A 23106-nucleotide genomic window follows, 5' to 3' on the forward strand; every position below is an offset into this window, starting at 1 on the left:
TTCTGTTTGTAAAAGCAGGAGGATTTCTAATAAATTTGGCATTTTTTTTAGGTTAATCGTTGGAAAATTTTCCTAAATAAATGCCATTTTTTTATTTTTCCAAATACCTCAATTGGCGGTCATATTGAACTTTGCAACAGAATTTTATTACAACTCCAACCCAAATTTTATGTTATGTTAGTAGAAGTTTTGAATTTTGAGCCTGAAAAATTAGAAAAAGCCGCTTACATTTTGAAAGCGATTGCTCACCCTGTACGTATTCAAATCATTGCTTTACTAAATGAAAACAAGCGTATGAATGTATCGGAGCTATTAGAAATTATCGGCATTGACCAAGGATTACTCTCTCACCACCTTATCAATATGAAAGATAAAGGCATTTTGGGTTGTGAAAGGGAAGGTAAAAATATTTATTACTTTATCAAAGAAACTGCTATTGTAGGCGTTTTGGATTGCATTAGAAAATGTAAAATATAATCCTTTGAAAAAATTCTACCAAAAATTGAACTTTTGGAAATCCTTTTGAGTTTTACATATAAACAAATAAATATAAGTAAATATGCAAGAAATAATCGGTTATATTTTAGCTTCTCTTATTGGAATATCGTTGGGTTTAATTGGTGGAGGTGGCTCAATACTTACGGTGCCTGTGCTGGTATATGTTATGGGTGTAAATCCTACACTTTCTACGGCTTATTCATTATTTATAGTAGGCATTACGGCATTGGTGGGTTCTTTTGCATATTTTCAGAAAAAATTGATTAGTCTAAAAACCGCCATAGTTTTTTCTGTACCTTCTTTTATTTCTGTTTTTGCTGTTAGGAAATACATAGTACCTGCTATTCCAAAAGAAATCTTGCATATCGGGAGTTTTACTCTGACCAAAGACATTTTCTTAATGGTAATTTTTGCTTTGCTAATGATTTTCGCTTCGGTTTCAATGATAAGAGATAAAAAGAAAAGCAGTGAAAATTCTGACGAAAATCAAGAACCAAAATTTAATTTTCCGCTTATATTTGTAGAAGGCTTGGTGGTAGGAGCCATTACTGGTCTTGTGGGTGCAGGCGGAGGTTTTATGATTATTCCTGCACTGGTAGTATTTGCCAAATTACCTATGAAAATGGCTGTCGGAACTTCACTACTCATTATTGCCGCAAAATCACTCATTGGTTTTGTAGGTGATGTAATGAACCCCGAACTAACGATTGATTGGACTTTACTGATTATATTCTCCCTGATAGCAACGATTGGTATTTTTGTGGGTTCGTATCTTTCCAACTTTATTACCGGAGCAAAACTTAAAAAGGCTTTCGGCTGGTTTGTTGCAGTAATGGGCGTGTATATTTTACTCAAAGAACTTTTGAAATAATGTTGAAATTTTTGCACTTTTTACCTATAAATTTAACCTAAAAAACGTATGAAAGTAGAACAAATTTACACAGGATGTTTGGCACAAGGTGCTTATTACATCCAATCTGGCAACGAAGTAGCTATCATTGACCCCCTTCGTGAAGTAGATGCTTATATTCAGAAAGCTGAAAAAAATGGTGCGAAAATCAAGTACGTACTTGAAACACATTTCCACGCCGATTTCGTTTCAGGACACTTGGATTTGGCAAAAAAAACAGGAGCCAAAATTGTTTTCGGTCCTAACGCCAAACCTGCTTATGAGGCTTACATTGCCCAAGATGGCGAAGAGTTGCCTTTGGGAAATACCAAAATCAAGGTAATTCATACACCCGGGCATACAATGGAATCTACTTGCTTTTTGCTGTACAATGAACAAGGCAAAGAATATGCCCTTTTCACAGGCGATACTTTGTTTATTGGCGATGTAGGTCGTCCTGATTTGGCTCAAAAAGTAAAAGATGACCTCACCCAAGAAAAACTCGCCAGCCATTTGTACGACTCGCTTCACAATAAAATTATGCCCTTGCCTGATGATATTATCGTATATCCTGCTCACGGTGCGGGTTCAGCTTGCGGTAAAAATATGAGTAAAGAAACCTTTGATACACTCGGACATCAAAAGCAAGTAAATTACGCTTTGCAACCGATGAGCCGTGAAGAGTTTATTCAGAAAGTTACCGAAGGATTACTTCCTCCCCCCTACTATTTTCCTCAAAATGTAGTGATGAACATCAAAGGCTACACTAGCTTTGATGATGTAATGAAAAATGCCTTGAAACCTCTCAGCCCTGACGAATTGGAAATGGTAGTAGAGGCTCACGGAGCTTTGGTATTAGACTCTCGCAAACCCGATGACTTTGTGAAAGGTTTTGTTCCCCGCTCTATCAATATCGGCTTGAATGGTGATTTTGCCGTATGGGTCGGAACGCTTATTACCGATATTAAGCAACCACTTGTAATAGTTACCTATAACGACCGCATAGAAGAAACTATCACTCGCTTGGCTCGTGTGGGCTACGAAAATGTATTAGGATATTTGAAAGGGGGCTTTGAGGCTTGGAAACAAGCAGGTAAAGAAGTTGATGAAATTGAAACTATCACCGCTCAAGAACTTGAAGAACGCTTGAAAAAAGAAGGCGATAAAGCCAAAGTAATTGATGTTCGCAAGCTCGCCGAATACTACTCTCAGCACGTAGTAAATGCTACACACGCTCCTTTGGCGTATATCAATGAGCATATGGCAGATTTTGCCCCTGACAAAACCAACTATGTACATTGTGCGGGTGGTTATCGTTCGGTAATTGCTTGCTCTATCCTCAAAGCAAGAGGTATTCACAATGTAGTAAATATTGCAGGCGGTTTCAAAGCCATTTCCGAACAAAGTCAAATTCCTGTTACTGACTATGTGTGTGCTTCAACAATGACACAACTATAAGATAAAATAGGATTTCGGAGGCAGGAGTTTCTCCTGCTTCCTTACCCAAAGAATAAACCATAAAAAAGTTTTATGAAACAAATCGCTATTTTATCCCTTGCTTTTCTAATGCTTTTAAGTGCGTGTAGCGACGCTCAAAGAAAATCAGATAATCAAAACTCTACAACTATGTATAAAAACTTAAGTGCAAATGAATTTGAAAAAGGTATGACTGCCTCTAATGCAGTGATTATTGATGTGCGTACCCCTATGGAATACAACGAAGGGCATATCAAGAATGCCAAACTGATAGATATCTATGGCAGAGATTTCGCCAGTGAAATTGAAAAACTGGATAGAAATAAAGCTTACTATGTGTATTGCCGTAGTGGCAATAGAAGCAGTAGTGCCGCAGGATTTATGGTAAGCAAAGGTTTTACCAAAGTCTATAATCTTAATGGAGGCATTGGAGCTTGGATTAACAATGGAAAACCTTTGGAACGTTAAAAAACTACAGCTATGTTTGATTTCCTAAAAAATATTTTTGGAGGTGGCGGAAGCCAAGAAAATTTGGCACAAGCCATAGCAGAAGGAGCCTTTTTGGTAGATGTCCGCACCCCCGGCGAGTTTAAGTCGGGTAGTGCCAAAGGTGCTGTAAATATTCCATTGGATAGCTTACAGGCAAATCTACAAAGATTTAAGGATAAGAATAAAATTGTAGTCTTTTGCCGTAGTGGCAATCGTAGTGCTCAGGCTAAAGCATTTTTAGAAAAAAATGGCTTTCAGAATGTAATCAATGGTGGTACTTGGCAAAATGTTGCTCAATACACGAAATAAGATGGTGTATCTAAAAAAATATAAATTGTATATTCTTGGTGCTGTGTTGGGGGCTTTGGCAGGTTGGGCATACTGGTACTATGTAGGTTGCCATAGCGGTACTTGTGCTATCACTTCCAAACCCCTGAATAGCTCCTTGTATGGCTTGGTAATGGGTATGCTTTTTCTGGGTATTTTTGATAAATCAGATAGTCGGAAATAAATCTCCATTACTCTGTACTAACTACTCAATACTATGTACTCAAACTAAAAAACTATGTCATTCCAAGAAATTATCAATTCCGATAAGCCCGTATTGGTAGATTTTTCTGCCGAATGGTGCGGACCTTGCCGAATGCTTGCCCCTATTTTGCAGGAAGTAAAGGCAGAAATTGGTGATAAAGCCTCTATTATCAAAGTAGATGTAGATAGAAACCCACAAGCCGCCCAACATTACAATATTATGGGAGTGCCTACACTCATTCTTTTCAAAAAAGGGCAAATTCTTTGGCGACAAAGTGGTGTTGTTCCCAAAAATCTTTTAATAAACGTTTTACAAAAATTTGCTTAATTTTTTTGGCAAACAAAAAAAATTTAATATATTTGTATAAATAAATATGCTTTTTTAAGCATACATTTTTATGAAAATATTTTAATAATTATTGTTGTTTATGGTAGAAATATCAGAGAAATTTCTTTGGCGAAAAATAGAATGGCAATTAGAACTTTGGAACTCCAAACTTCGCTCTTTTCTTTTGGGCGAAGATAGTTGGGAAAACTACTTAAAAAATGGCAGTAAAGAAGAAAATACTTTTATAGAGATTTTAGAACAACTCAAAGAGCGTAATCCTAAAATAGCTCAAATATTGACCACTAACTATGAAAACACAAAAATATTTGCTCTAAAACTTATAGAAATGCGAAAAAAGGGATTTTCTTTATTAGAAATTGGCGAAAAATACAAAGAGTACGAGGAAAAATATTGTATGCCTTTCAAGAAATTTTTACAAGAAATGCAATCAAATTCTTAATTTCTAAATTTTTTGCTTATTAACCTTAAAATTCAATCTGTATGGCAAAACATCATCAGATTATCGTAGTAGGTGGCGGAAATGCGGGTATTTCGGTTTCTGCCCAACTTTTGCGTAAAAATGGCAATTTGGATATTGCCATTATTGAGCCTTCGGATAAGCACTATTACCAACCTGCTTGGACACTTGTAGGTGGCGGCGACTTTGATATACTCAAAACCGTTCGCCCTATGGAAAGTGTGATGCCTCCTAAGGCTAAATGGATAAAAGAGCGTTGTGCTTCTTTCCAACCCGAAGAAAATCAAATAACACTTGCTAACGGCGAAAAATTAACTTACGATTTTCTTATTGTAGCGGCGGGCATTCAATTGGATTGGGACAAAGTAAAAGGTTTGAAAGAAACTCTGGGCAAAAATGGGGTGTGCAGTAATTATAGTTTTGAAACTGCTCCTTACACTTTTGAGTGTATCAAAAACTTAAAGCAAGGAAAAGCCATTTTCCACAACCCTCACACTCCCGTAAAATGTGGAGGTGCTCCTCATAAAATAATGTATCTTGCCGCTGACTACTTCCGCAAACACGGCGTTTTAGACAAAATTGATATTCAATATTGGAGCGGTGCCGCCAAGCTCTTTGCTGTACCCAAATATGAAAAAACACTTTTAGAAGTAGTAAAACGAGGTAATATCAAGCTCAATTTTATGCAAAAATTAGAAGAAATTGATGCAAATAACAAAAGAGCCCGTTTTGTAGGCATTGGGGAAAACAACAAAGACCAAGAAACGTGGGTAGAATACGATATAATTCACGTTACGCCTCCCCAATCTGCTCCTGATTTTATCAAGACAAGCTCCCTGGCTAACGCAGGAGGTTGGGTAGATGTCAATGTCAATACCTTGCAACATAGTAAATACAAAAATATTTTCTCCTTGGGCGATAGTTCGGGGCTTCCTACTTCCAAAACAGGTGCCGCCATACGCAAGCAAGCTCCTATTTTGGTAGCCAACTTGTTTAGTGCAATGGAAGGCAAACCATTAGTAGCTTCTTACAATGGCTATACCTCCTGCCCTTTGGTTACAGGCTACGGCAAACTCGTACTCGCTGAATTTGATTATAATCAACAACCACAGGAAACTTTCCCCTTTGACCAGTCCAAAGAACGTTGGTCTATGTACCAACTCAAAAGACACGTACTCCCTTGGCTTTATTGGAACAAAATCTTGAAAGGAACAGCTTAATAAGCATACTTGCACAAAGGCATACCCTATGGCGTATGCCTTTGTTAAAAAATGCTTGTATTTTTATATGTTTATTATTTTAATTTTATTAACTTTGCTCTCGGTTTTTTCTATAGCCCAAACTCAACCGATATGTAAATTTTATGCTTTCAAAAAGTGTTAAAAAATATTTTTATCTAAATTTTTAAACCAAAAATCAGTAGGGTTACACTTTTAGGTAAAAATATATGCAGAATAAAATAAATTTTCAACTATTAAACCTTTGAGAATTAAACGATTGAACCTAACTCATAAAAACTATGAAGAGCGACAATCAAAACAACGATACTCTTATTCTTACCATTGCAAAAGCTACTCAAACCATTGTACTCTTGTTTGTGCTAGCTATTTTGGTGGTTGTTATTGGCATTATTGAAGCAAATACACACGCTATTTATAAAGCCTTCAACCAGCCTGAAATGAACACAACTGATAGCTTGGCTCAAAAACAAGAAGCTAAACCTGACTATTGGGTTGCCCCTGATGTAGCTACTATTCCCAATAGCCCCGAAGGAGAACTCATTAAATATGGGCGAGAACTGATTGCTCATACTGCCAAATATTTAGGTCCCGAAGGTTCGGTAATGCAAATTTCCAACGGAATGAACTGCCAAAATTGTCATTTAGAGGCAGGCACAAAACCCTATGGCAATAACTACGGCTCGGTAGCCTCTACTTATCCGAAGTTTAGGGCAAGGTCTGGCACTATGGAAAATATCTACAAGCGTGTCAATGATTGCTTTGAACGCAGTCTGAATGGGAAGCCCTTAGATACCAACAGCAAAGAAATGCAGGCTATCAAAATCTATATTGAGTGGCTTGGCAAAGGTGTTCCCAAAGGCAAAGAAGCAAAAGGTTCAGGTATTGTAGATTTGCCTTTCTTGGATAGAGCCGCCGACCCTGTCAGAGGTAAAATCGTTTATGAACAAAAATGTGCTTCTTGCCACAAAAAAGATGGTAGTGGCGAGCTGAAACCCGATGGTAAAGAATGGCTCTATCCACCTCTTTGGGGCGAGAAAAGCTATAACCACGGAGCAGGTTTGTATCGTCTTTCTCGCTTTGCGGGCTACGTAAAGTATAATATGCCTTTGGGAGTAAGCTATCCCGAATCGCAACTGACTGATGAAGAGGCTTGGGACGTTGCCGCTTACATCAATTCTATGCCTCGCCCAAGCAAAGATTTGAGCAAAGACTGGCCCGATATTTCTAAAAAACCACTTGACCACCCTTTTGGTCCTTTTGCTGATGGCTTTGATGAAAAACAACATAAGTTTGGTCCTTTCAAACCTATTAAGGAAAAAAGAGAAACAAGAACAAAACAAAGAAAATAATTTTACCAGCCCATTATTAAAATGCGAATAACTACAAATTTAAGCAATGATGACTACCGCAAATATACAAAGTAATGCTTTTCAGCTTGGCTTGCGACCCAACTGGAAGCAGTTTGCTCTGCTTGTGGTAGTTAATGCTTTTGTAGGAGCAATGATTGGCTTGGAGCGAAGTATTTTTCCTGATTTTGCAGAAAAAATATTTGGTATTACTTCTACAACGGCTGTTTTGTCTTTTATCATTGCTTTTGGCATAAGCAAAGCCATAACTAATTATTTCACGGGAAAACTTGTAAATCGTTTCGGTAGAAAAAAATTTTGGTAATAGGCTGGCTTTTAGCCTTGCCCATTCCTTTTTTATTGATTTGGGCTTATAGTTGGTCTTGGGTCATACTTGCCAATATGTTCTTGGGCATCAGTCAGGGAATTACGTGGAGCAGTGCCGTAATTATGAAAATAGACCTTGTTGGTGAAAGGCAAAGAGGGTTAGCAATGGGTTTCAACGAATTTGCGGGTTACTTTTCGGTAGGTGCTATGGCTTGGATAAGCACTTGGATAGCAAGTGAATATGGCATAAAGCCGTATCCATTTTATTTGGGCATTGCTATTGCTACAATCGGCTTGCTTCTGAGTGCCATTTGGGTAAAAGATACCACCCCTTTTGTAAAGATAGAAGCTCAACAAAGCACATTCAGCCATCATCAGAATATTTTTTGGGCTACTACCCTCAAAGATAAAAACCTGAGTAGTATCACACAAGCAGGTTTTGTGAATAATTTCAATGATGGTATGATGTGGGGACTTTTCCCAATATTTTTGGCAAAACTATTCTTCGAAAACTCTCAAATAGGTTTTTTAGTGGCTTTGTATCCTGCGGTTTGGGGGATAGCCCAACTTATTACAGGCAGGCTTGCTGACCTTTATTCCAAAAAGAAAATGCTATTTTGGGGAATGTTGGCTCAAGGGATTGCTATTTCCGCTTTACCTGCCTTCACCGCCTTTACGCCTATTGCCATAGTAGCTATTTTACTGGGTTTAGGAACAGCTTGGGTATATCCTACTTTTTTAGCAGGAGTAGCCTCAATGGCTCACCCTACCCAAAGAGCAGAAAGTTTGGGAACTTTTCGTTTCTGGCGAGATATGGGCTATGCTGTTGGGGCTTTGCTTTCAGGAATTATTGCGGATATCTGGAGTATAGATTGGGCGATTTTGAGCGTAGGTCTGATAACTATCTTTTCAGCTTTGATTATTCAAATTCGTATGAACGCAAACTAATAAAGCTATGAAACGTATAATTTTCATTATTTTTTGGGCAATGAGTAGCAGTATTTGGGCACAAGAAAAGGAAACTGCCAAAGATACAAATACATTGCTTTATTATCTCAAAAATGGTAAATGGCAAGGACATATCCGAAATTACTTGATGGCTACCGATAATGGTAGAAAAGAACTTACCGACTACTATGCAAATGCTTTGGGCATAGATATTCATTATGAAACCACCCATTGGAAAGGCTTTACAGCGGGTTTTACAACCAGTTTTGTTTATAATACGGCTTCTTCGGATTTAGGCAAGCCTGATAGCCTCACTCAGCAATTTAATCGTTATGAAATTGGGCTTTTTGATTTAGCCAAACCCTATCAAGCTCTTATTGGTAGAATTGACGAACTGTATTTGAGCTATGCTTGGGATAAATCTAAATTAGTTTTTGGCAAGCAAAAACTAATTACCCCTTGGGTCAATCCGCAAGATGGACGTATGCGTCCTAATTTTCAGGAAGGGATTTATCTGGATTGGCAAGATGTAAAAAACTTACGTGTAGAAATGGCTTGGCTCTATCGTTTTTTGGTGCGTTCTACTGAAAAATGGTTGTCTATTGCTAATAGTATAGGTCAATATCCTTCGGGAGTAACCCCTGACGGAGTACGTTCAGGGTATAGCAAGAACCTTTCTAGTGCAGGCTTGGGTATTGTAGGAGTAACTTATACAATTTCCCCGCTAATCAAAACGCAACTTTGGAATTATTTTACAGAAAACATTTTCAATACCACTTTTTGGCAGATAGAAACAGAATTTTCTTTACAAAAAGAAAGCTCTCGCAAACTTCTGTTGGGTTTGCAATTGCATTACCAAACAGCCCTCAGTAACGGCGGTAATTCTGACCCTAATCTGGCATATATTCCTAAAAATCAAAGAAATTGGGCTTTGAGCAGTAGAGTGGGTTGGAAAAATGAAAATTCACAAATTACTTTCAACTACACGCGTATAGGTAATTTAGGAAGATTTCTACTCCCAAGAGAATGGGGCAGAGACCCCTACTATACCTTCTTGCCACGCGAAAGAAACGAAGGCTTTGGAGATGTAAATGCCTTTATGATGCAGTATAGCCAAAATATTTCGAAAATAAAAACTAAAATAGAATTAGCTTATGGGCATTACATTTTACCTGATGCCCGCAATACTTCGCTGAACAAATATGCTTTCCCCAGCTACAATCAAATTAATGCGAATATTGTTCATCAATTCAGAGGGATTCTTAAAGGCTTACAGGGGCAATTTTTATACGTATATAAAGGTGCTGTAGGCGAGTTATATGAAGATCCACGTTTGGAGTTCAACAAAGTAAATATGCACTTGTATAACCTGATTTTCAACTATAATTTCTAAACAAAAACTCTTATGAAACGAAGTTTTCTACTTACACTCTTTCTAATATTTGGACTTGGTGCAACTTGGGCTCAGAATAATAAAACCAAACAGCACAAGGTAGTTATTCAGCTCACTACCCCTGATACAGCGGCTTATAGAGCTTTATCCAAACAGCTCAATAATCTTATTTCAGTATGGAAAGATGCCGATGTAGTAGTGGTGGTGCATAACAAAGGTATCAATATGCTTAAAAAAAATACCTCCAATGTGTCTGAAGAAATCAAGCAACTTTCAGGACGTGGTGTGAAGTTTTTGGCTTGCGAATTTACTATGCAACAACAAAAACTCACCAAAGAGGATATGTTAGAAGGAATTTTTTACACGCCTTATGGCTTGATAGAAATCATCACAAGGCAAGAAAACGGTTATCATTACCTCAAGGGAGGATTTTAGCAAAGTTTTTACAAGCAATTTTAACAAAATACAACCATAACTTAAACCTAATACACCTATGTTAGAACTTCTAAAACAACCCTGGCATTGGGCGGTAGCTGGTATTATTATCGGACTTACCGTTCCTACTTTGCTTATTTTAGGCAACAAAAAGTTTGGCATTTCCTCTTCAATGAGGCACATATGTGCCGCTTGTATGCCTGCTAATATTCCTTTTTTCAAATATGATTGGAAAAAGGAAGTATGGAATTTATTTTTTGTGGCAGGTGTGCTTATCGGTGGATTTATTGCTTCTACTTTTCTTTCCAACCCCGAACCTATTCAGGTAGCTCAAGCTACGAAAGAACGTTTAATAGAATGGGGTATTCAAGATTTTCAGAGTCTTCTGCCTACTGAAATATTTAGTATCAATAGCCTGCTTACACTAAAAGGATTTATTTTCTTCGTAGTAGGTGGCTTCTTGGTTGGCTTTGGAGCCCGTTATGGAGGTGGTTGTACATCAGGACACGCCATTATGGGGCTTTCTAACTTACAATTGCCTTCGCTTGTGGCTACCATTAGCTTTATGCTTGGTGGCTTTTTCTCTGCTAATGTGATTTTACCCTTATTATTCAAATTGTTTTAGTTACACCTAAAAATTTGTAAAACTATGGCTACTATTCAAACACAAGACCCGCAAATAGATGTACGTCATCAAGATGCAATGTGTACCAACGAATCACAACTCAAACACCCTTGGTGGCACAACCTAAAATACACTTTGGTTGGAATTATCTTTGGTATTACTTTCGTAAAAGCCGAAATCATAAGTTGGTACAGAATACAAGAAATGTTCCAATTAACTTCCTTTCATATGTACGGGGTAATAGGTACGGCTGTGGTGGTAGGAGCAATTTCTGTGTTTTTTATCAAAAAAACACGAGCCAAAACGATTTACGGCGAGCCAATCACCCTTGATGATAAAAAATTTAATAAAGGACAAATTTTTGGAGGGCTGATTTTTGGTTTAGGTTGGGCAATTACGGGGGCTTGTCCTGGTCCTTTGTATGCTCAAATTGGAGCAGGTTTTGGCGTGGTTTTCGTTACTCTACTCAGTGCCATTTTGGGTACTTGGGTATATGGATATTTTCGTGAAAAATTGCCTCATTAAGGCACACGCTATTCTGGCTTTGCCAAGAGCTAACGCACTCTTGGCAAGCTACAAAAGATAAGAAGTTATTATGCTATAAATTTTTATTGTATGAGAAAGATATTTTGGGCTATTATAACCATAAGCATTCCTATTACTTTTTTCCTATTTCCCAAAGACGAAAAGAAAAAAGAAAATCCTTATCACAGCAAAACCACTTTGGAAAGGCTCATTGAGGGTAACAAACGTTTTGTAAAAGGAGATTTTATTGCACCCAACCGCAGTGAAGAACGCAGATTACAAACCCTTTCAGGGCAACAACCCTTTGCCGCAGTGCTTACCTGCTCTGACTCTCGCATTTCTCCTACCCTATTTTTTGATACAGGTATTGGAGATTTGTTTATTGTCAGAACCGCAGGTAATGTAAAATGCCTTACCTTCCCATAAAATTTTCTTGTTAAATAAGCATACTAAAAGTTGCCACGAATGCACACAAATAACCTCTCATTTATAATTCGTGTTATTCGTGGCTTACAATAAAAAATTTCACCTAAAAATTTACTTTTACCACAATAATTGCTTAAATTCAGGCAATTATTGCAGATATACATTTTCTTTTCCAAAACTTCAAAATTATGAAATTTTCACGTTTTTTATTGTTTTATGTGCTTCTTGCGGGTCTTGCTTCCTGCGGTGGCAATCAAGTAAAAATCAGTAGCAAAAACTTTGATTCTGAAATCAGTCAGCAGCAAAATTTGATTTTCAAGTTTAACAAAGACATCATCAGTGACAGCCTGCTCAATAAATGGGATACCACTGCTTACATCAAATTTTCTCCTTTCGTACGAGGGAAATACAAATGGGTAGCTAAAAATGAACTTCTATTTTCTCCTGAAATAGGTTTCAAAGGCTCTACGAACTACAAAGCCGAATTTCAGGAAAAAAATTTCAAAACCGCCGAAAAAGTAAGCCTGAAAACTAAATCTATTGACTTTCACACGCCTTTGCTTACTCTCAATGAAGTTACTTCGTTTTGGGGCAATCAGAATGGCACTGCGGAAATGCGTTTGCACCTGCAATTTAATTACAAAGTTAATCCCCAAGAACTGCAAAAGTTCCTCACTATTTCAGTTTCTAACAAAAATATAGCCTATCGTTTAGTTACGCTCTCTCCCGATAGGCTCATTGAGGTGGCTCTTTCAGAATTAGGAGGCAGTGAGGTAAGCGTAAAAGTTGAAAAGGGACTTCCTTGCGGCGAAAGCGACTATAAAACCCAAGAAACTTTTGAAAAAAATATCACGCTCACTCGCAAAGAGAATTTGGAAATTTTAGGCGTAGAGAATGAATTTGAAGGTTTAGAACCTTTCATTCTCATAAAAACCAATCAAGCCATCGCTACGGAAAATCTTTCTAAACATATCACTTTACAAGTTCAGCAGAAAAGAGCTTCCTATTATTGGGAAACCGATACCGAAGCAAATAACTCAAACACTCCAAGCTACGAACAACTCACTTTTACCCCTCACCCGCAAGGTCTGAAAATTACAGGCAATTTTGAGACTGCCAAAACTTACGAATTACGCATTAGCTCAGAAATCAAAGGCATTGCAGGGGGAGTTTTAGAGCAAGATTACACCCAGACTATTTCTTTTGGCAAAATTCAGCCACAAATAACTTTCACCGAAAAAAAGGCGATGTATCTCACCTCCAAGGGAGAAAAAAATATTGGTGTGAAAGTTGTAAATATTCCCGAAATTGAAGTTGAAATTTACAAAATCTATGAAAACAACTTACTTGCTTTTTTAGAAAACTTTCAGTACAACCTTGAAAGCGAAACCACCTACAATTACGGCAATAGCAGTCCTTACGAAAGATACGGAACGCTTATTTCTAAACAAAGCTATGAAGTAGAACGCTTACCCGCCACCCAAAACGGCATTCACTTGCTTAACATCAGTACTGATAAACTTAAAGATTTCAAAGGAGTGTATGCTGTGGTAGTAGGTTCAAAAGAAAATTTATATGAAAAAGCATTTAAGTTAGTGGCTGTTTCTGATGTTGGTTTGATAGTCAAAGAAAATAAAGACGAAGTGTGGGTCTTTGCCAATAGCATTTTAGATGCTAAACCGCTTAAAAATGTAAAAATTAAAGCGATAAGTTACAATAACCAACTTTTAGCGGAAACCCTTACAGATGAAAACGGCGTTGCCAAAGTAAGCGGTCTGAAAGAAAAATTCCCTGATTTTCGTTTGGGAATGATAACTGCTACGAGCGAAGATGATTTTACCTTTCTACACTTAGAAAAAAGCCGAGTAGAAACTTCGCGGTATGATGTAGGGGGCTTACGAAGTAATGAAGTTCCTTATCAGGCTTTTGTGAGTTTGGAAAGAGATTTGTACCGACCCGGCGAAAAAATCAATTTTTTAGTACTTGTACGAAACGAAGAGTGGAAAATAGAAAAAATGCCCCTGAAAGTACGTTTCACAACGCCCAATGGCAAAGAACTCACTACTCTCAAAGGTATGCTCAACGAACAGGGGGCGTGGGAAGGAAATTTGCGTTTGCCCGAAGATGCTCTAACTGGCTCATATAAAATGGAAATAATGACTTTTAATGATATTCTACTCAATTCGCAAAATATTAGTGTTGAGGAATTTATGCCTGATAGGCTCAAAATTGTGCAAAAAACAAATAAATCTATCTATCAAGCAGGCGATAAGATAATTTTACAAGGTTCTGCTTTGAATTTGTACGGCACTCCTGCCTCCAATCGTAGCTATCAGGTAGAATTTTTCATAAAACGTAAAGTTTTTGCCCCCAAAGGTTATGAAAAATACAAATTTGAAACCATTGACAAAGATAACTATTTTGTTTCTAATCTCGCAGAAGGAATTACCAACCAAGCGGGCGAGTTCAAAGCTGAATTTGAATTACCTAAAATTCTTGAAAATCAAGGTCTTTTAGAAGGTTATCTTTATACGACCGTTTTTGACGAAACAGGCAGACCTGTTCGCAAAGCTGAAATCGTAGAAATTCCAACGCAAGAAGTTTTTTTAGGTATTGAACAAATTAGCGACTACATTGATGCCAACCAAGAACAAAATATCAGTTTGGTAGCTTTGGATAAAAACGGCAAAAGTGTTGAAACTACTGCTATTGTACAAGTGATACGCTACGAGTGGCAAAATACTTTGGAAAGAGACCCCTATTCGGAAAATATACGCTACGTTTCCAACAAAAAGGAAAAAGTAGTTAGTGAGCAGAAAATTCGCATTAGGGGTAAAGCAAGCTACCCACTACGCCTTGTACATTCGGGAGAGTATGAGGTGCGAGTACGTAATGAAAATAGTAGCAGTTACGTATCGCATCATTTATACGCTTATGCTTGGGGAATGACCGACTACAGCTCCTTTGAAATCAATAAAGAAGGGCAAGTGGATATTACCGCCGATAAAGAAACCTATAAAATCGGAGAAACTGCCAAATTGCTTTTCAAAACGCCTTTTGAGGGCAAATTGCTTGTAACGATTGAGCGAAACAAAGTTTTACAACATTTTTATTTAGAAACAGAAAAGAAAGCCGCAAGTTTCAATTTACGAGTAGCTGATGATTATTTGCCTAATATTTATGTTTCTGCAACGCTTATCAAACCCATTACCAATTCAGCAATACCTCTAACGGTAGCTCACGGCTATTTGCCCCTGAAAGTAGAACCTACCCGCCATAAAATAGATGTGAGCATTCAGGCACAGGAAAGTTCTTATTCCAACATCTCGCAAACCATTAAGGTCAAAACCTCTGAAAGCAACGCCGAAGTAGTACTTGCTGTGGTTGATGAGGGTATTTTGCAAATCAAAAATTTTCAAAATCCTAACCCTTTGGAATACTTTTTCCAAAAACGAGCTTTAGAGGTTGAAGCCTATGATTTATACCCACGCCTTTTTCCTGAACTCAAACCCAATAAAAGCAGTGTAGGCGGTGGCGGCGAGGCTCTAATGGAGCAAAAAAACAAAGCTAGCACTCACAACAACCTTTCCAACAAACGAGTAAAGCTCACTACTTTTTGGAGTGGTATTTTACAGACTAATTCCGCAGGCGAGGCAAGTTATACTATTCAGATACCGCAGTTTTCGGGCAGTTTGAGAATAATGGCAATTGCCTATAAAGGCTCTCGCTTCGGAGGCAGTGCCCAATCAATGAAAGTAGCTGACCCTGTCGTGATTAGTTCGGGAATACCTCGTTTCCTTGCCCCTAACGACGAAGTGATTATCCCTGCTACTTTTGCCAATACTACTAACCAAACCATTACAGGTACAGCCCAAATCAATGTAGGAAATGGCTTACAAGTGGTAGGTAACACACAAACCTCTTTTGGTATTGATGCTAATAGCGAAAATCAAGCCTTTTTCAAGGTAAGGGCTACCGATTTTGTAGGCAATACCCAAATTACTATCAGTTTTGCGAGCCAAAACCGCAGATTTGAGGAAAAAACCGATATAGCAGTACGTTCAGCAGTGCCTTTGCAGAAAAAGGTAGGTTTCGGAACTCTGCAAGCAGGTAATCAGAGTATCAATCTGCAACACTCTTTCATTCCTGCTACTACAAAAGCTACTTTGGTACTTTCCAAATCACCCATAGCAGAGTTTTCGGATAATTTGGATTATTTGCTTCAATACCCCTATGGTTGCGTAGAACAGACCATTTCTACTGCTTTCCCACAACTTTATCTTACGGAGCTTTCTCGCAAACTCAAAAAATCAGGCAAATACGAAGGCGGTTCTGCTACCGAAAGTCGCTATTACGTGCAAGAAGCTATAATGCGTCTGCAAGGTATGCAAATGTTTAATGGGGCATTAAGCTACTGGACAGCAGGCAGTTACGAAAGTTGGTGGGGTAGTGCCTATGCAACACATTTCTTGTATGAAGCTCAAAAAGCGGGTTACAACGTAAATGAAGCCTTTTTAGAACGATTAACCAAATATCTGCAAACGAAAATCAGAGAAAAACACACGGAACGTTATGCCTTTTATGATGAGCGAAACCGCTTGCAATATCGCACTATTATTGCCAAGGAAATTCCATACACGCTCTATGTACTTGCGTTGATGCGTAGAGGCGATATTGCCATTATGAATTACTGCAAAGCTAATAGTACAATGCTCGCTTTGGATAGTCGTTATCTGCTCGCCTCAAGCTACTTGCTAATGGGTGATAAGGCTTCGTATAGTGCCTTATTGCCTAAAAGTTTTTCAGGAGAACGCTCTCAAAATGCTCTTTCAGGCAGTTTTTACTCATACCTACGCGATGAAGCGATTGCTCTGAATGCTCTTTTAGAAGTTGAACCACAAAATCCGCAAGTACCTGTAATGAGCAAGCGAATTTCAAATGCTTTGCGTTCTCAAAACTCACTCAATACGCAAGAAACTGCTTTTGCTTTACTTGCTCTCGGAAAACTTGCCCAGCAAGCTGAAAAAACTGACCTGAAAGCCTCACTGAAACTTGATGGTAAAGAAATTGCTCAATTTGCAGGCGAAGATTTGGCTATGGAACTCAATAATTTTGCAGGAAAAACCATCAATGCGAGTATTTCAGGCAAAGGAAATTTGTATTATTTCTGGAAAGTGCAAGGTTTTGAGAAAAATCCTCAAATCAAGGAACGAGATAGTTATTTGAAAGTTAGACGCACTTTCTATAACCGAGCAGGGCAAGAAATCAGAAATGGCGAGTTTGAGCAAAATGATTTGGTAGTAATAAAAGTAAGCATACAAACCGAAAAAGGTGAAATCTTACCTAATATTGCTATTAGCGATTTACTACCTGCGGGTTTTGAAGTTGAAAACCCACGTTTAATGGACGCCTTGCAACTACCTTGGATAAAAGATGCTTCCCAAGTTGATTACGTAGATATTCGCGATGATAGAATTCATATTTTCTGCGAAGCCACAGGCAAAGTGAAAAACTACTATTATATGGTACGGGCTGTTTCTTTGGGAGAGTTTCAGATGGGAGCTATTGCCGCCGAAGCAATGTATGCCGATGAATATCACTCTTATTCAGGAGCAAGAAAAATCAAGATTTCAAGTAAAAATTTGAAATTAGCCACCAAAAACGAAACCGCAGAAGCCAAAAATTAGAAAAGAATAATTTTCTAATGACTTTCGCCTCGCAAGCCATAAGTTTATGAGCTTGTAAAAGGTTATTTTGTTAGATATTTTTTCTATTTTTGAAACCCAAATTTAATTCTGTATGCAAATTTTAGTTACAGGTGGATTAGGCTTTATTGGTTCTCATACGGTAGTGGCTCTTGCTGAACAAGGCTTTACGCCCATTATCGTGGATAATTTGAGTAATTCGGAGTTATTCATCAAAGAACGTATTGAAAGAATTATCAACAAAAAAGTAGTTTTTTACCAAGCAGACTGCAACGATTATGTTGCAATGGAAAAGATTTTTCAAAAACACGCTTTACAAGGAGTTATCCATTTCGCCGCATATAAAGCTGTGGGTGAGTCTATTACCGAGCCGCTCAAATATTACGAAAATAACCTTTTTTCTCTTATTACCTTGCTGAAAATAATGCAGAACTTTTCTGTACAAAAGTTAGTATTTTCTTCCTCTTGCACTGTGTACGGACAAGCCGAAAAATTACCCGTTGATGAAAATAACGCTGTTTTACCCGCCTTTTCGCCTTACGGAAATACCAAACAAATCTGCGAAGAAATCTTGCGAGATGTGATAGCCAGCCAAGTTCTCTTACAAGTGATTTCTTTGCGATACTTTAACCCCATTGGGGCTCACCCTTCGGCACTGATTGGCGAGTTACCTCGTGGAGTGCCTAATAACCTTGTGCCGTATATTACACAAACCGCTATTGGCAAACGCCCTTTCCTGAACGTTTTTGGGAATGACTACCCCACTCCCGATGGTACGTGCATACGCGATTACATACACGTATGCGACCTTGCCGAGGCTCACGTAAAGGCATTAGAATTTTTACAAAAACAAAATGGTAGCTTTATTGATTTTATTAACGTAGGTACAGGAACAGGCAATTCGGTATTGGAGGTCATTCAAACTTTTGAACAGGTCAGTGGCAAACCTCTCTCCTATCAGTTTGCCCCTCGCCGTAGTGGCGATGTTACAGCCATTTATGCCGATGCTCAAAAAGCGGAAAAAGTTTTAGGTTGGAAAGCCCAAAGAAGCCTTGCCGATGCCCTTGCCGATGCTTGGCGTTGGGAACAAGCTATCTGCAAACAAACACAAGAACTTGAAAAGCAAACTTGAAAAAAACACTTATTTTCCTCTAAAATCTTCATAAAAAGCCTCCTCAAAAGTAAATTGAGAAGGCTCTCCTTTTTTCAAAACTACCCAAACCAAATACAATACTACCAAAGGCGAAAGAAAATACATTGTCGCAGTGATACATTCAGGCGTCCAGTAGGGCGTTGTAGCATATACCAACACATACAAGGTTGATAATAGCAATGGCAAACGAATTTTTTGCATAATAATAAGCATTTTTAGGTGTAAAACTCAAAATACAACTCTTAAACTTCATCTTATTTCTTGCCTTTACTTTCTCTTTTTCCAATCAAATTCATCATCATCTTCATCATCAAACTTTCCAAAATCTTTGGTATTAAACATTCCCGAAAGTAAATCCGAAAACTGCAAGCTACGAGTAAGCATTTTTTTAGAAAGTTGCGAATATTCAGCAAGTCCGTGTAGAGCAAATTCCATCATCAAAAATTTTTCATTTTCGCTAATGTTTTTGAAGGTGCTTTGCACTAAATTTTCCAGACCTTTTACTTTACGCAATTCTCGGCGATAAGTTTCATTAGAAGCATCATTGAGTAAATCCAAAGTATTTCCACTGCCAAACCATTCTAAAACTTCGTGATAAGGATTTTTTTCCTTCATTTTTTTGGCTTTTTCGGGTTCGGGGAAATATTGTACAAACTGACTGCGAATAGCTTTGGAAATAAGATGCTGGGCAACATTGGCTGTTCCTTCTTGCTCTCCTTCGTATACAAGCTCAATTTTTCCTGTAATAGAAGGTATTACACCTATCAAATCATTGATGCGGGCGTAAGTTTGTGTTTCATTGTTCAGTAGCAAGCGTCTTTCAGCGGCACTTACCAAATTTTCCAAAGCCGAAATCGTCAGGCGTGCCGAAACACCACTTTTGGCATCTACATATTCACTCTGACGAGCTTCTACGGCAATTTGTTCAATAAGATTACGCAAAAGTTCACTTATTTGCACCCTATCTTTTTGCTGTGGAGCTAAATGAGCCTCTTGGGCAGTAATCTTTTTTCCAATTTCAATACTTTTTGGATAATGCGTAAGAATTTGACTATCAATGCGGTCTTTAAGCGGCGTAACAATAGAACCTCTATTGGTATAATCCTCGGGATTAGCAGTAAAAACAAATTGAATATCCAAAGGCAAACGCATCTTAAAGCCTCTAATCTGAATATCACCCTCTTGCAAAATGTTAAACAATGCAACCTGAATGCGAGCCTGCAAATCAGGCAGTTCGTTGATAACAAAAATACAACGATGAGAACGAGGAATAAGCCCAAAATGAATAACACGCTCATCAGAATAAGGCAGTTTGAGACTGGCGGCTTTGATAGGGTCAGCATCACCAATCAAATCTGCTACTGATACATCAGGCGTAGCTAATTTTTCGGTATAGCGTTCCGACCTGTGAAGCCAAGCAATAGGCGTTGCATCACCTTTTTCGGCAAGCAAATCTTTCGCATAACGAGAAATAGGACAAAAAGGGTCATCATTTAGCTCTGAACCTGCCACCACAGGGATATACTCATCAAGCAAATTGACCATTAGGCGAGCAATGCGAGTTTTTGCCTGCCCTCGCAAACCCAAAAGAATAATATGATGTTTGGAAAGAATTGCCCGCTCTATATCGGGAATAACACTTTCCTCATAGCCCCAAATACCTTCAAATGGGTTTTCGTGATTACGAATTTTGCGAATAAGGTTTTCTCGTAATTCCTCTTTAATAGAACGCACCTGATACCCTGCGGCTTTCAGTTCGCCGAGTGTTTGTATGGAAAGCAAACTTTGAGTAGATTTCATCGGATTGCTGGTTATTTTTAGTAAAACGCTTTTTACAAAAGATTGTTTTGCAAAAGAAAAAATTGCTATCTTGCAGAAGTTTCTTGCAACGTAAAAATTAAAAAAATATTGTTTGCTCACTTAATTTTTTTCAAAATTATGTGTAAAGTTATCATCACGCAATCTAATTACATTCCTTGGAAGGGTTATTTTGACGCTATCAACCAAGTTGATGTAGTAGTTTTGTATGATGAAGCTCAATATACCAAACGAGATTGGCGAAATCGCAATATCATCAAAACACCCCAAGGAACGCAGTGGCTCACTATTCCTGTAAAAGTGAAAGGTAATTTTTTTCAAAAAATACAAGAAGTAGAAATCAGCGAAAAAGATTGGGCTAAAAAACACTGGAAAACCCTTGAATACAACTATAAAAAAGCCAAATATTTTGAACAAATAGCCTCCCTTTTGGAAGAATTTTATCAAAACACCCAGCATTTACTACTTTCTGAAATCAATATAGAACTCATTCGTTTGGTTTGTAAAATATTAAGTATTCAAACCCCTATTTATTTTTCAAAAGACTTTCCTATTTACCAAAATGGCAAAAATGAAAGACTGATTGATATTTGCAAACAACTCAATGCTACCGAGTATTACACAGGGGCTTCTGCCAAAAATTACCTTGATGAAAATCTTTTTCAAGAAAATGGTATTGAAGTGAGGTATTTAGATTATAGCGGTTATCCTAAATATGCTCAACTCTATGGCGATTTTATTCACGAAGTTTCTATCGTTGATTTGCTGTTTAACGAAGGCTATAATGCCCCTAATTTTATGAAAAGTTTTTCAGCAAAAAGAAATCTTGAACCTGCCTTTTGAATCTGTATGAAAATATCTGTGCTTACTACGCTATACTATTCCGAAAATTACATACAAGAATTTTACAACAGAACCCTTGCTTGCCTACAAAAAATTCAATGCTCCTACGAATTTGTTTTTGTAGATGATGGCTCCCCTGACCGCTCTTTGGAAAAAGCTATCGCAATAGCACAAAAAGATAGCAACGTAAAAGTCATAGAGCTTTCTCGTAATTTTGGTCATCACCCTGCTTTGCTAACTGCCCTGCAAAATGCCACAGGCGATTGGATTTTTTTGATTGATAGCGACCTTGAAGAAGCCCCCGAATTGCTCTTAACCTACTGGCAAAACTTGGAGCAAAATTCCGATTTTGATGTTATTTATGGTGTTCAAGAAAAACGAAAAGGAAATTGGTTTGAAAAAGTGAGTGGGAAAGTTTATTACAAATTATTCGGTCTTATTTCTAACATCAACTATCCCGCCGATACGCTCACTGCCCGCCTGATGAGCCGAAAATATGTACAAGCTCTCCTACAATTTCCCGAACGTGAAATGGACTTATGGTGTATCTTTCAGATGGCAGGTTTCAGGCAAAAAGCTATTATCGTAAATAAAGGCTTCAAAGGGAAATCTACTTATACGCTTAAACGCAAGTTACAAATCGCTCTCAATACCATTACTTCGGTAAGTCATAGACCTCTGTATTTTGTTTTTTATTTAGGCTTACTCATTACTCTATTCGCTTTGGGTTATATTACTTGGATTATTTATCAATATTTTGCCTATGACGAAAAAATAGAAGGCTGGACAAGTCTTGCTGTTTCTATTTGGGCAATCGGTGGGTTGGTTGTTTTCAGTATAGGCATTGTAGGTATTTATTTGGCAAAGATTTTCTTGGAAATCAAACAACGTCCAAGAAGTATTATCAGAAACGTGTATGAAAAGGATAGTATAAAAATCAAAGATGATAGCTTGGAAAGCTGATATTTTAAGCCTTTACTACCAAAATTTATGCAAAAGATTTTAGAAACACTGAACGAATTTTATGCCGAGCAGTTATCATTGCACGGCTCTACTGCCCAAGGGGTCAATTGGAAAGATGAACAAGCCCAAACAGGTAGATTTGAACAACTGCTGAAAATTCTGCCACAAAATACCCATTTCAGCCTTGCAGATTTAGGTTGTGGTTATGGGGCATTAGCCGAATTTATGCAAAAAAAAGGATTTCAAAATTTTACCTACTACGGCTACGACCTTGCCCCTGCAATGATTGAACAAGCTCAAAAAACTTATGCTCATCTTGATTTTGCAACTTTTACACTCATACAACACCCTTCTGAAATGCAAGAAACTGATTTTGTCGTGGCAAGTGGCATTTTCAATAAAAAATTAGACCTCAAAGAATATGAGTTTTTGAGCTATATTTTAGAGACACTGGGGATTATGAATCAGAAAAGTCGTAAAGGGTTTGCATTCAATATGCTCACAAGCTATTCGGATAAGGAAAAACAACGCTCCGATTTATACTATGCAAATCCTTGTTTTATGTTTGACTATTGTATGCGAAATTTTTCCCGTGATGTTGCTCTTTTGCACGATTACCAAATGTTTGATTTCACTATTTTGGTGAGAAAATTTAACAAATATTAAGCG

Annotated in this window: 24 protein-coding genes; 22 read left to right on the forward strand and 2 right to left on the reverse strand. The window is 37.8% G+C overall.

Going from position 1 to position 23106, the window contains the following annotated elements; genetic code table 11:
• The first annotated feature begins 174 nt into the window (after positions 1–174).
• The 19 genes from Rain11_RS10845 (at position 175) to galE (ending at position 18792) form a co-directional block, all read left to right on the forward strand.
• Positions 175–477, forward strand: coding sequence for an ArsR/SmtB family transcription factor (locus Rain11_RS10845; protein ID WP_101359393.1), 303 nt, complete (start codon positions 175–177; stop codon positions 475–477).
• Between the two features lie 82 nt (positions 478–559).
• The gene (locus tag Rain11_RS10850; protein ID WP_101359394.1) at positions 560–1369 is read left to right on the forward strand and encodes a sulfite exporter TauE/SafE family protein; all 810 of its coding nucleotides are present in this window, start codon (positions 560–562) and stop codon (positions 1367–1369) included.
• Between the two features lie 48 nt (positions 1370–1417).
• A complete protein-coding gene (locus Rain11_RS10855) occupies positions 1418–2845 on the forward strand; it encodes an MBL fold metallo-hydrolase (protein WP_101359395.1) in 1428 nt (475 codons plus the stop codon).
• Positions 2846–2917: 72 nt separating this feature from the next.
• Positions 2918–3331 carry a rhodanese-like domain-containing protein gene (locus tag Rain11_RS10860; protein WP_243390583.1) on the forward strand — a complete coding sequence of 138 codons (414 nt, stop codon included), beginning with the start codon at positions 2918–2920 and terminating at the stop codon, positions 3329–3331.
• Between the two features lie 12 nt (positions 3332–3343).
• Positions 3344–3661, forward strand: coding sequence for a rhodanese-like domain-containing protein (locus Rain11_RS10865; RefSeq protein WP_101359397.1), 318 nt, complete (start codon positions 3344–3346; stop codon positions 3659–3661).
• Between the two features lie 25 nt (positions 3662–3686).
• A complete protein-coding gene (locus tag Rain11_RS10870; RefSeq protein WP_243390584.1) occupies positions 3687–3863 on the forward strand; it encodes a DUF6132 family protein in 177 nt (58 codons plus the stop codon).
• A 54-nt stretch (positions 3864–3917) separates the two neighbouring features.
• Positions 3918–4211, forward strand: coding sequence for a thioredoxin (gene trxA / locus Rain11_RS10875; RefSeq protein WP_101359399.1), 294 nt, complete (start codon positions 3918–3920; stop codon positions 4209–4211).
• Positions 4212–4311: 100 nt separating this feature from the next.
• Positions 4312–4671: a hypothetical protein gene (locus Rain11_RS10880; protein ID WP_101359400.1), complete on the forward strand. Its 360-nt coding sequence runs from the start codon at positions 4312–4314 to the stop codon at positions 4669–4671.
• 41 nt (positions 4672–4712) lie between these two features.
• Entirely contained in the window at positions 4713–5909 is a 1197-nt protein-coding gene (locus tag Rain11_RS10885) for an NAD(P)/FAD-dependent oxidoreductase (RefSeq protein WP_101359401.1), read from the forward strand.
• 299 nt (positions 5910–6208) lie between these two features.
• A complete protein-coding gene (locus tag Rain11_RS10890) occupies positions 6209–7279 on the forward strand; it encodes a c-type cytochrome (protein WP_101359402.1) in 1071 nt (356 codons plus the stop codon).
• Positions 7280–7325: 46 nt separating this feature from the next.
• Positions 7326–7601, forward strand: coding sequence for a hypothetical protein (locus tag Rain11_RS14190; protein WP_317042765.1), 276 nt, complete (start codon positions 7326–7328; stop codon positions 7599–7601).
• On the forward strand, positions 7595–8551 hold the full coding sequence (locus tag Rain11_RS10895) for an MFS transporter (protein WP_317042766.1): 957 nt from the start codon (positions 7595–7597) through the stop codon (positions 8549–8551). The genes Rain11_RS14190 and Rain11_RS10895 overlap by 7 nt, the downstream gene beginning before the upstream one ends.
• 7 nt (positions 8552–8558) lie before the next feature.
• Positions 8559–9944: an OprD family outer membrane porin gene (locus Rain11_RS10900; RefSeq protein WP_101359403.1), complete on the forward strand. Its 1386-nt coding sequence runs from the start codon at positions 8559–8561 to the stop codon at positions 9942–9944.
• Between the two features lie 12 nt (positions 9945–9956).
• The gene (locus Rain11_RS10905) at positions 9957–10379 is read left to right on the forward strand and encodes a DsrE family protein (protein ID WP_101359404.1); all 423 of its coding nucleotides are present in this window, start codon (positions 9957–9959) and stop codon (positions 10377–10379) included.
• A gap of 58 nt (positions 10380–10437) precedes the next feature.
• Positions 10438–11004 (forward strand): YeeE/YedE family protein, encoded by a 567-nt coding sequence (locus Rain11_RS10910; RefSeq protein ID WP_101359405.1) that lies wholly within the window; start codon positions 10438–10440, stop codon positions 11002–11004.
• A gap of 78 nt (positions 11005–11082) precedes the next feature.
• Positions 11083–11529, forward strand: coding sequence for a DUF6691 family protein (locus Rain11_RS10915; protein WP_243390585.1), 447 nt, complete (start codon positions 11083–11085; stop codon positions 11527–11529).
• A gap of 90 nt (positions 11530–11619) precedes the next feature.
• Positions 11620–11955, forward strand: a complete 336-nt coding sequence (locus Rain11_RS10920; protein WP_101359407.1) for a carbonic anhydrase — start codon at positions 11620–11622, stop codon at positions 11953–11955.
• Positions 11956–12143: 188 nt separating this feature from the next.
• Positions 12144–17642 carry an alpha-2-macroglobulin family protein gene (locus Rain11_RS10925; protein ID WP_101359408.1) on the forward strand — a complete coding sequence of 1833 codons (5499 nt, stop codon included), beginning with the start codon at positions 12144–12146 and terminating at the stop codon, positions 17640–17642.
• 112 nt (positions 17643–17754) lie between these two features.
• A complete protein-coding gene (gene galE / locus Rain11_RS10930) occupies positions 17755–18792 on the forward strand; it encodes a UDP-glucose 4-epimerase GalE (protein ID WP_101359409.1) in 1038 nt (345 codons plus the stop codon).
• 9 nt (positions 18793–18801) lie between these two features.
• Here galE and Rain11_RS10935 read toward each other — a convergent pair whose 3' ends face one another.
• Positions 18802–19014: a hypothetical protein gene (locus Rain11_RS10935; RefSeq protein WP_133121572.1), complete on the reverse strand. Its 213-nt coding sequence runs from the start codon at positions 19012–19014 to the stop codon at positions 18802–18804.
• Between the two features lie 66 nt (positions 19015–19080).
• The gene (locus Rain11_RS10940; protein WP_101359411.1) at positions 19081–20613 is read right to left on the reverse strand and encodes a P-loop NTPase family protein; all 1533 of its coding nucleotides are present in this window, start codon (positions 20611–20613) and stop codon (positions 19081–19083) included.
• A gap of 138 nt (positions 20614–20751) precedes the next feature.
• Here Rain11_RS10940 and Rain11_RS10945 point away from each other — a divergent pair, with 138 nt between their 5' ends.
• Genes Rain11_RS10945 through Rain11_RS10955 form a run of 3 tightly spaced genes read left to right on the forward strand, consistent with a single transcriptional unit; the run spans position 20752 to position 23103 of the window.
• Positions 20752–21474, forward strand: coding sequence for a WbqC family protein (locus Rain11_RS10945; RefSeq protein ID WP_101359421.1), 723 nt, complete (start codon positions 20752–20754; stop codon positions 21472–21474).
• A gap of 6 nt (positions 21475–21480) precedes the next feature.
• On the forward strand, positions 21481–22437 hold the full coding sequence (locus Rain11_RS10950; RefSeq protein ID WP_101359412.1) for a glycosyltransferase family 2 protein: 957 nt from the start codon (positions 21481–21483) through the stop codon (positions 22435–22437).
• Positions 22438–22464: 27 nt separating this feature from the next.
• Positions 22465–23103, forward strand: coding sequence for a class I SAM-dependent methyltransferase (locus tag Rain11_RS10955; protein ID WP_101359413.1), 639 nt, complete (start codon positions 22465–22467; stop codon positions 23101–23103).
• The last annotated feature ends 3 nt before the right edge of the window (positions 23104–23106 follow it).

Origin of the sequence: Raineya orbicola (genome assembly GCF_002843425.1) — a bacterium.
Lineage (GTDB): Bacteria > Bacteroidota > Bacteroidia > Cytophagales > Thermonemataceae > Raineya > Raineya orbicola.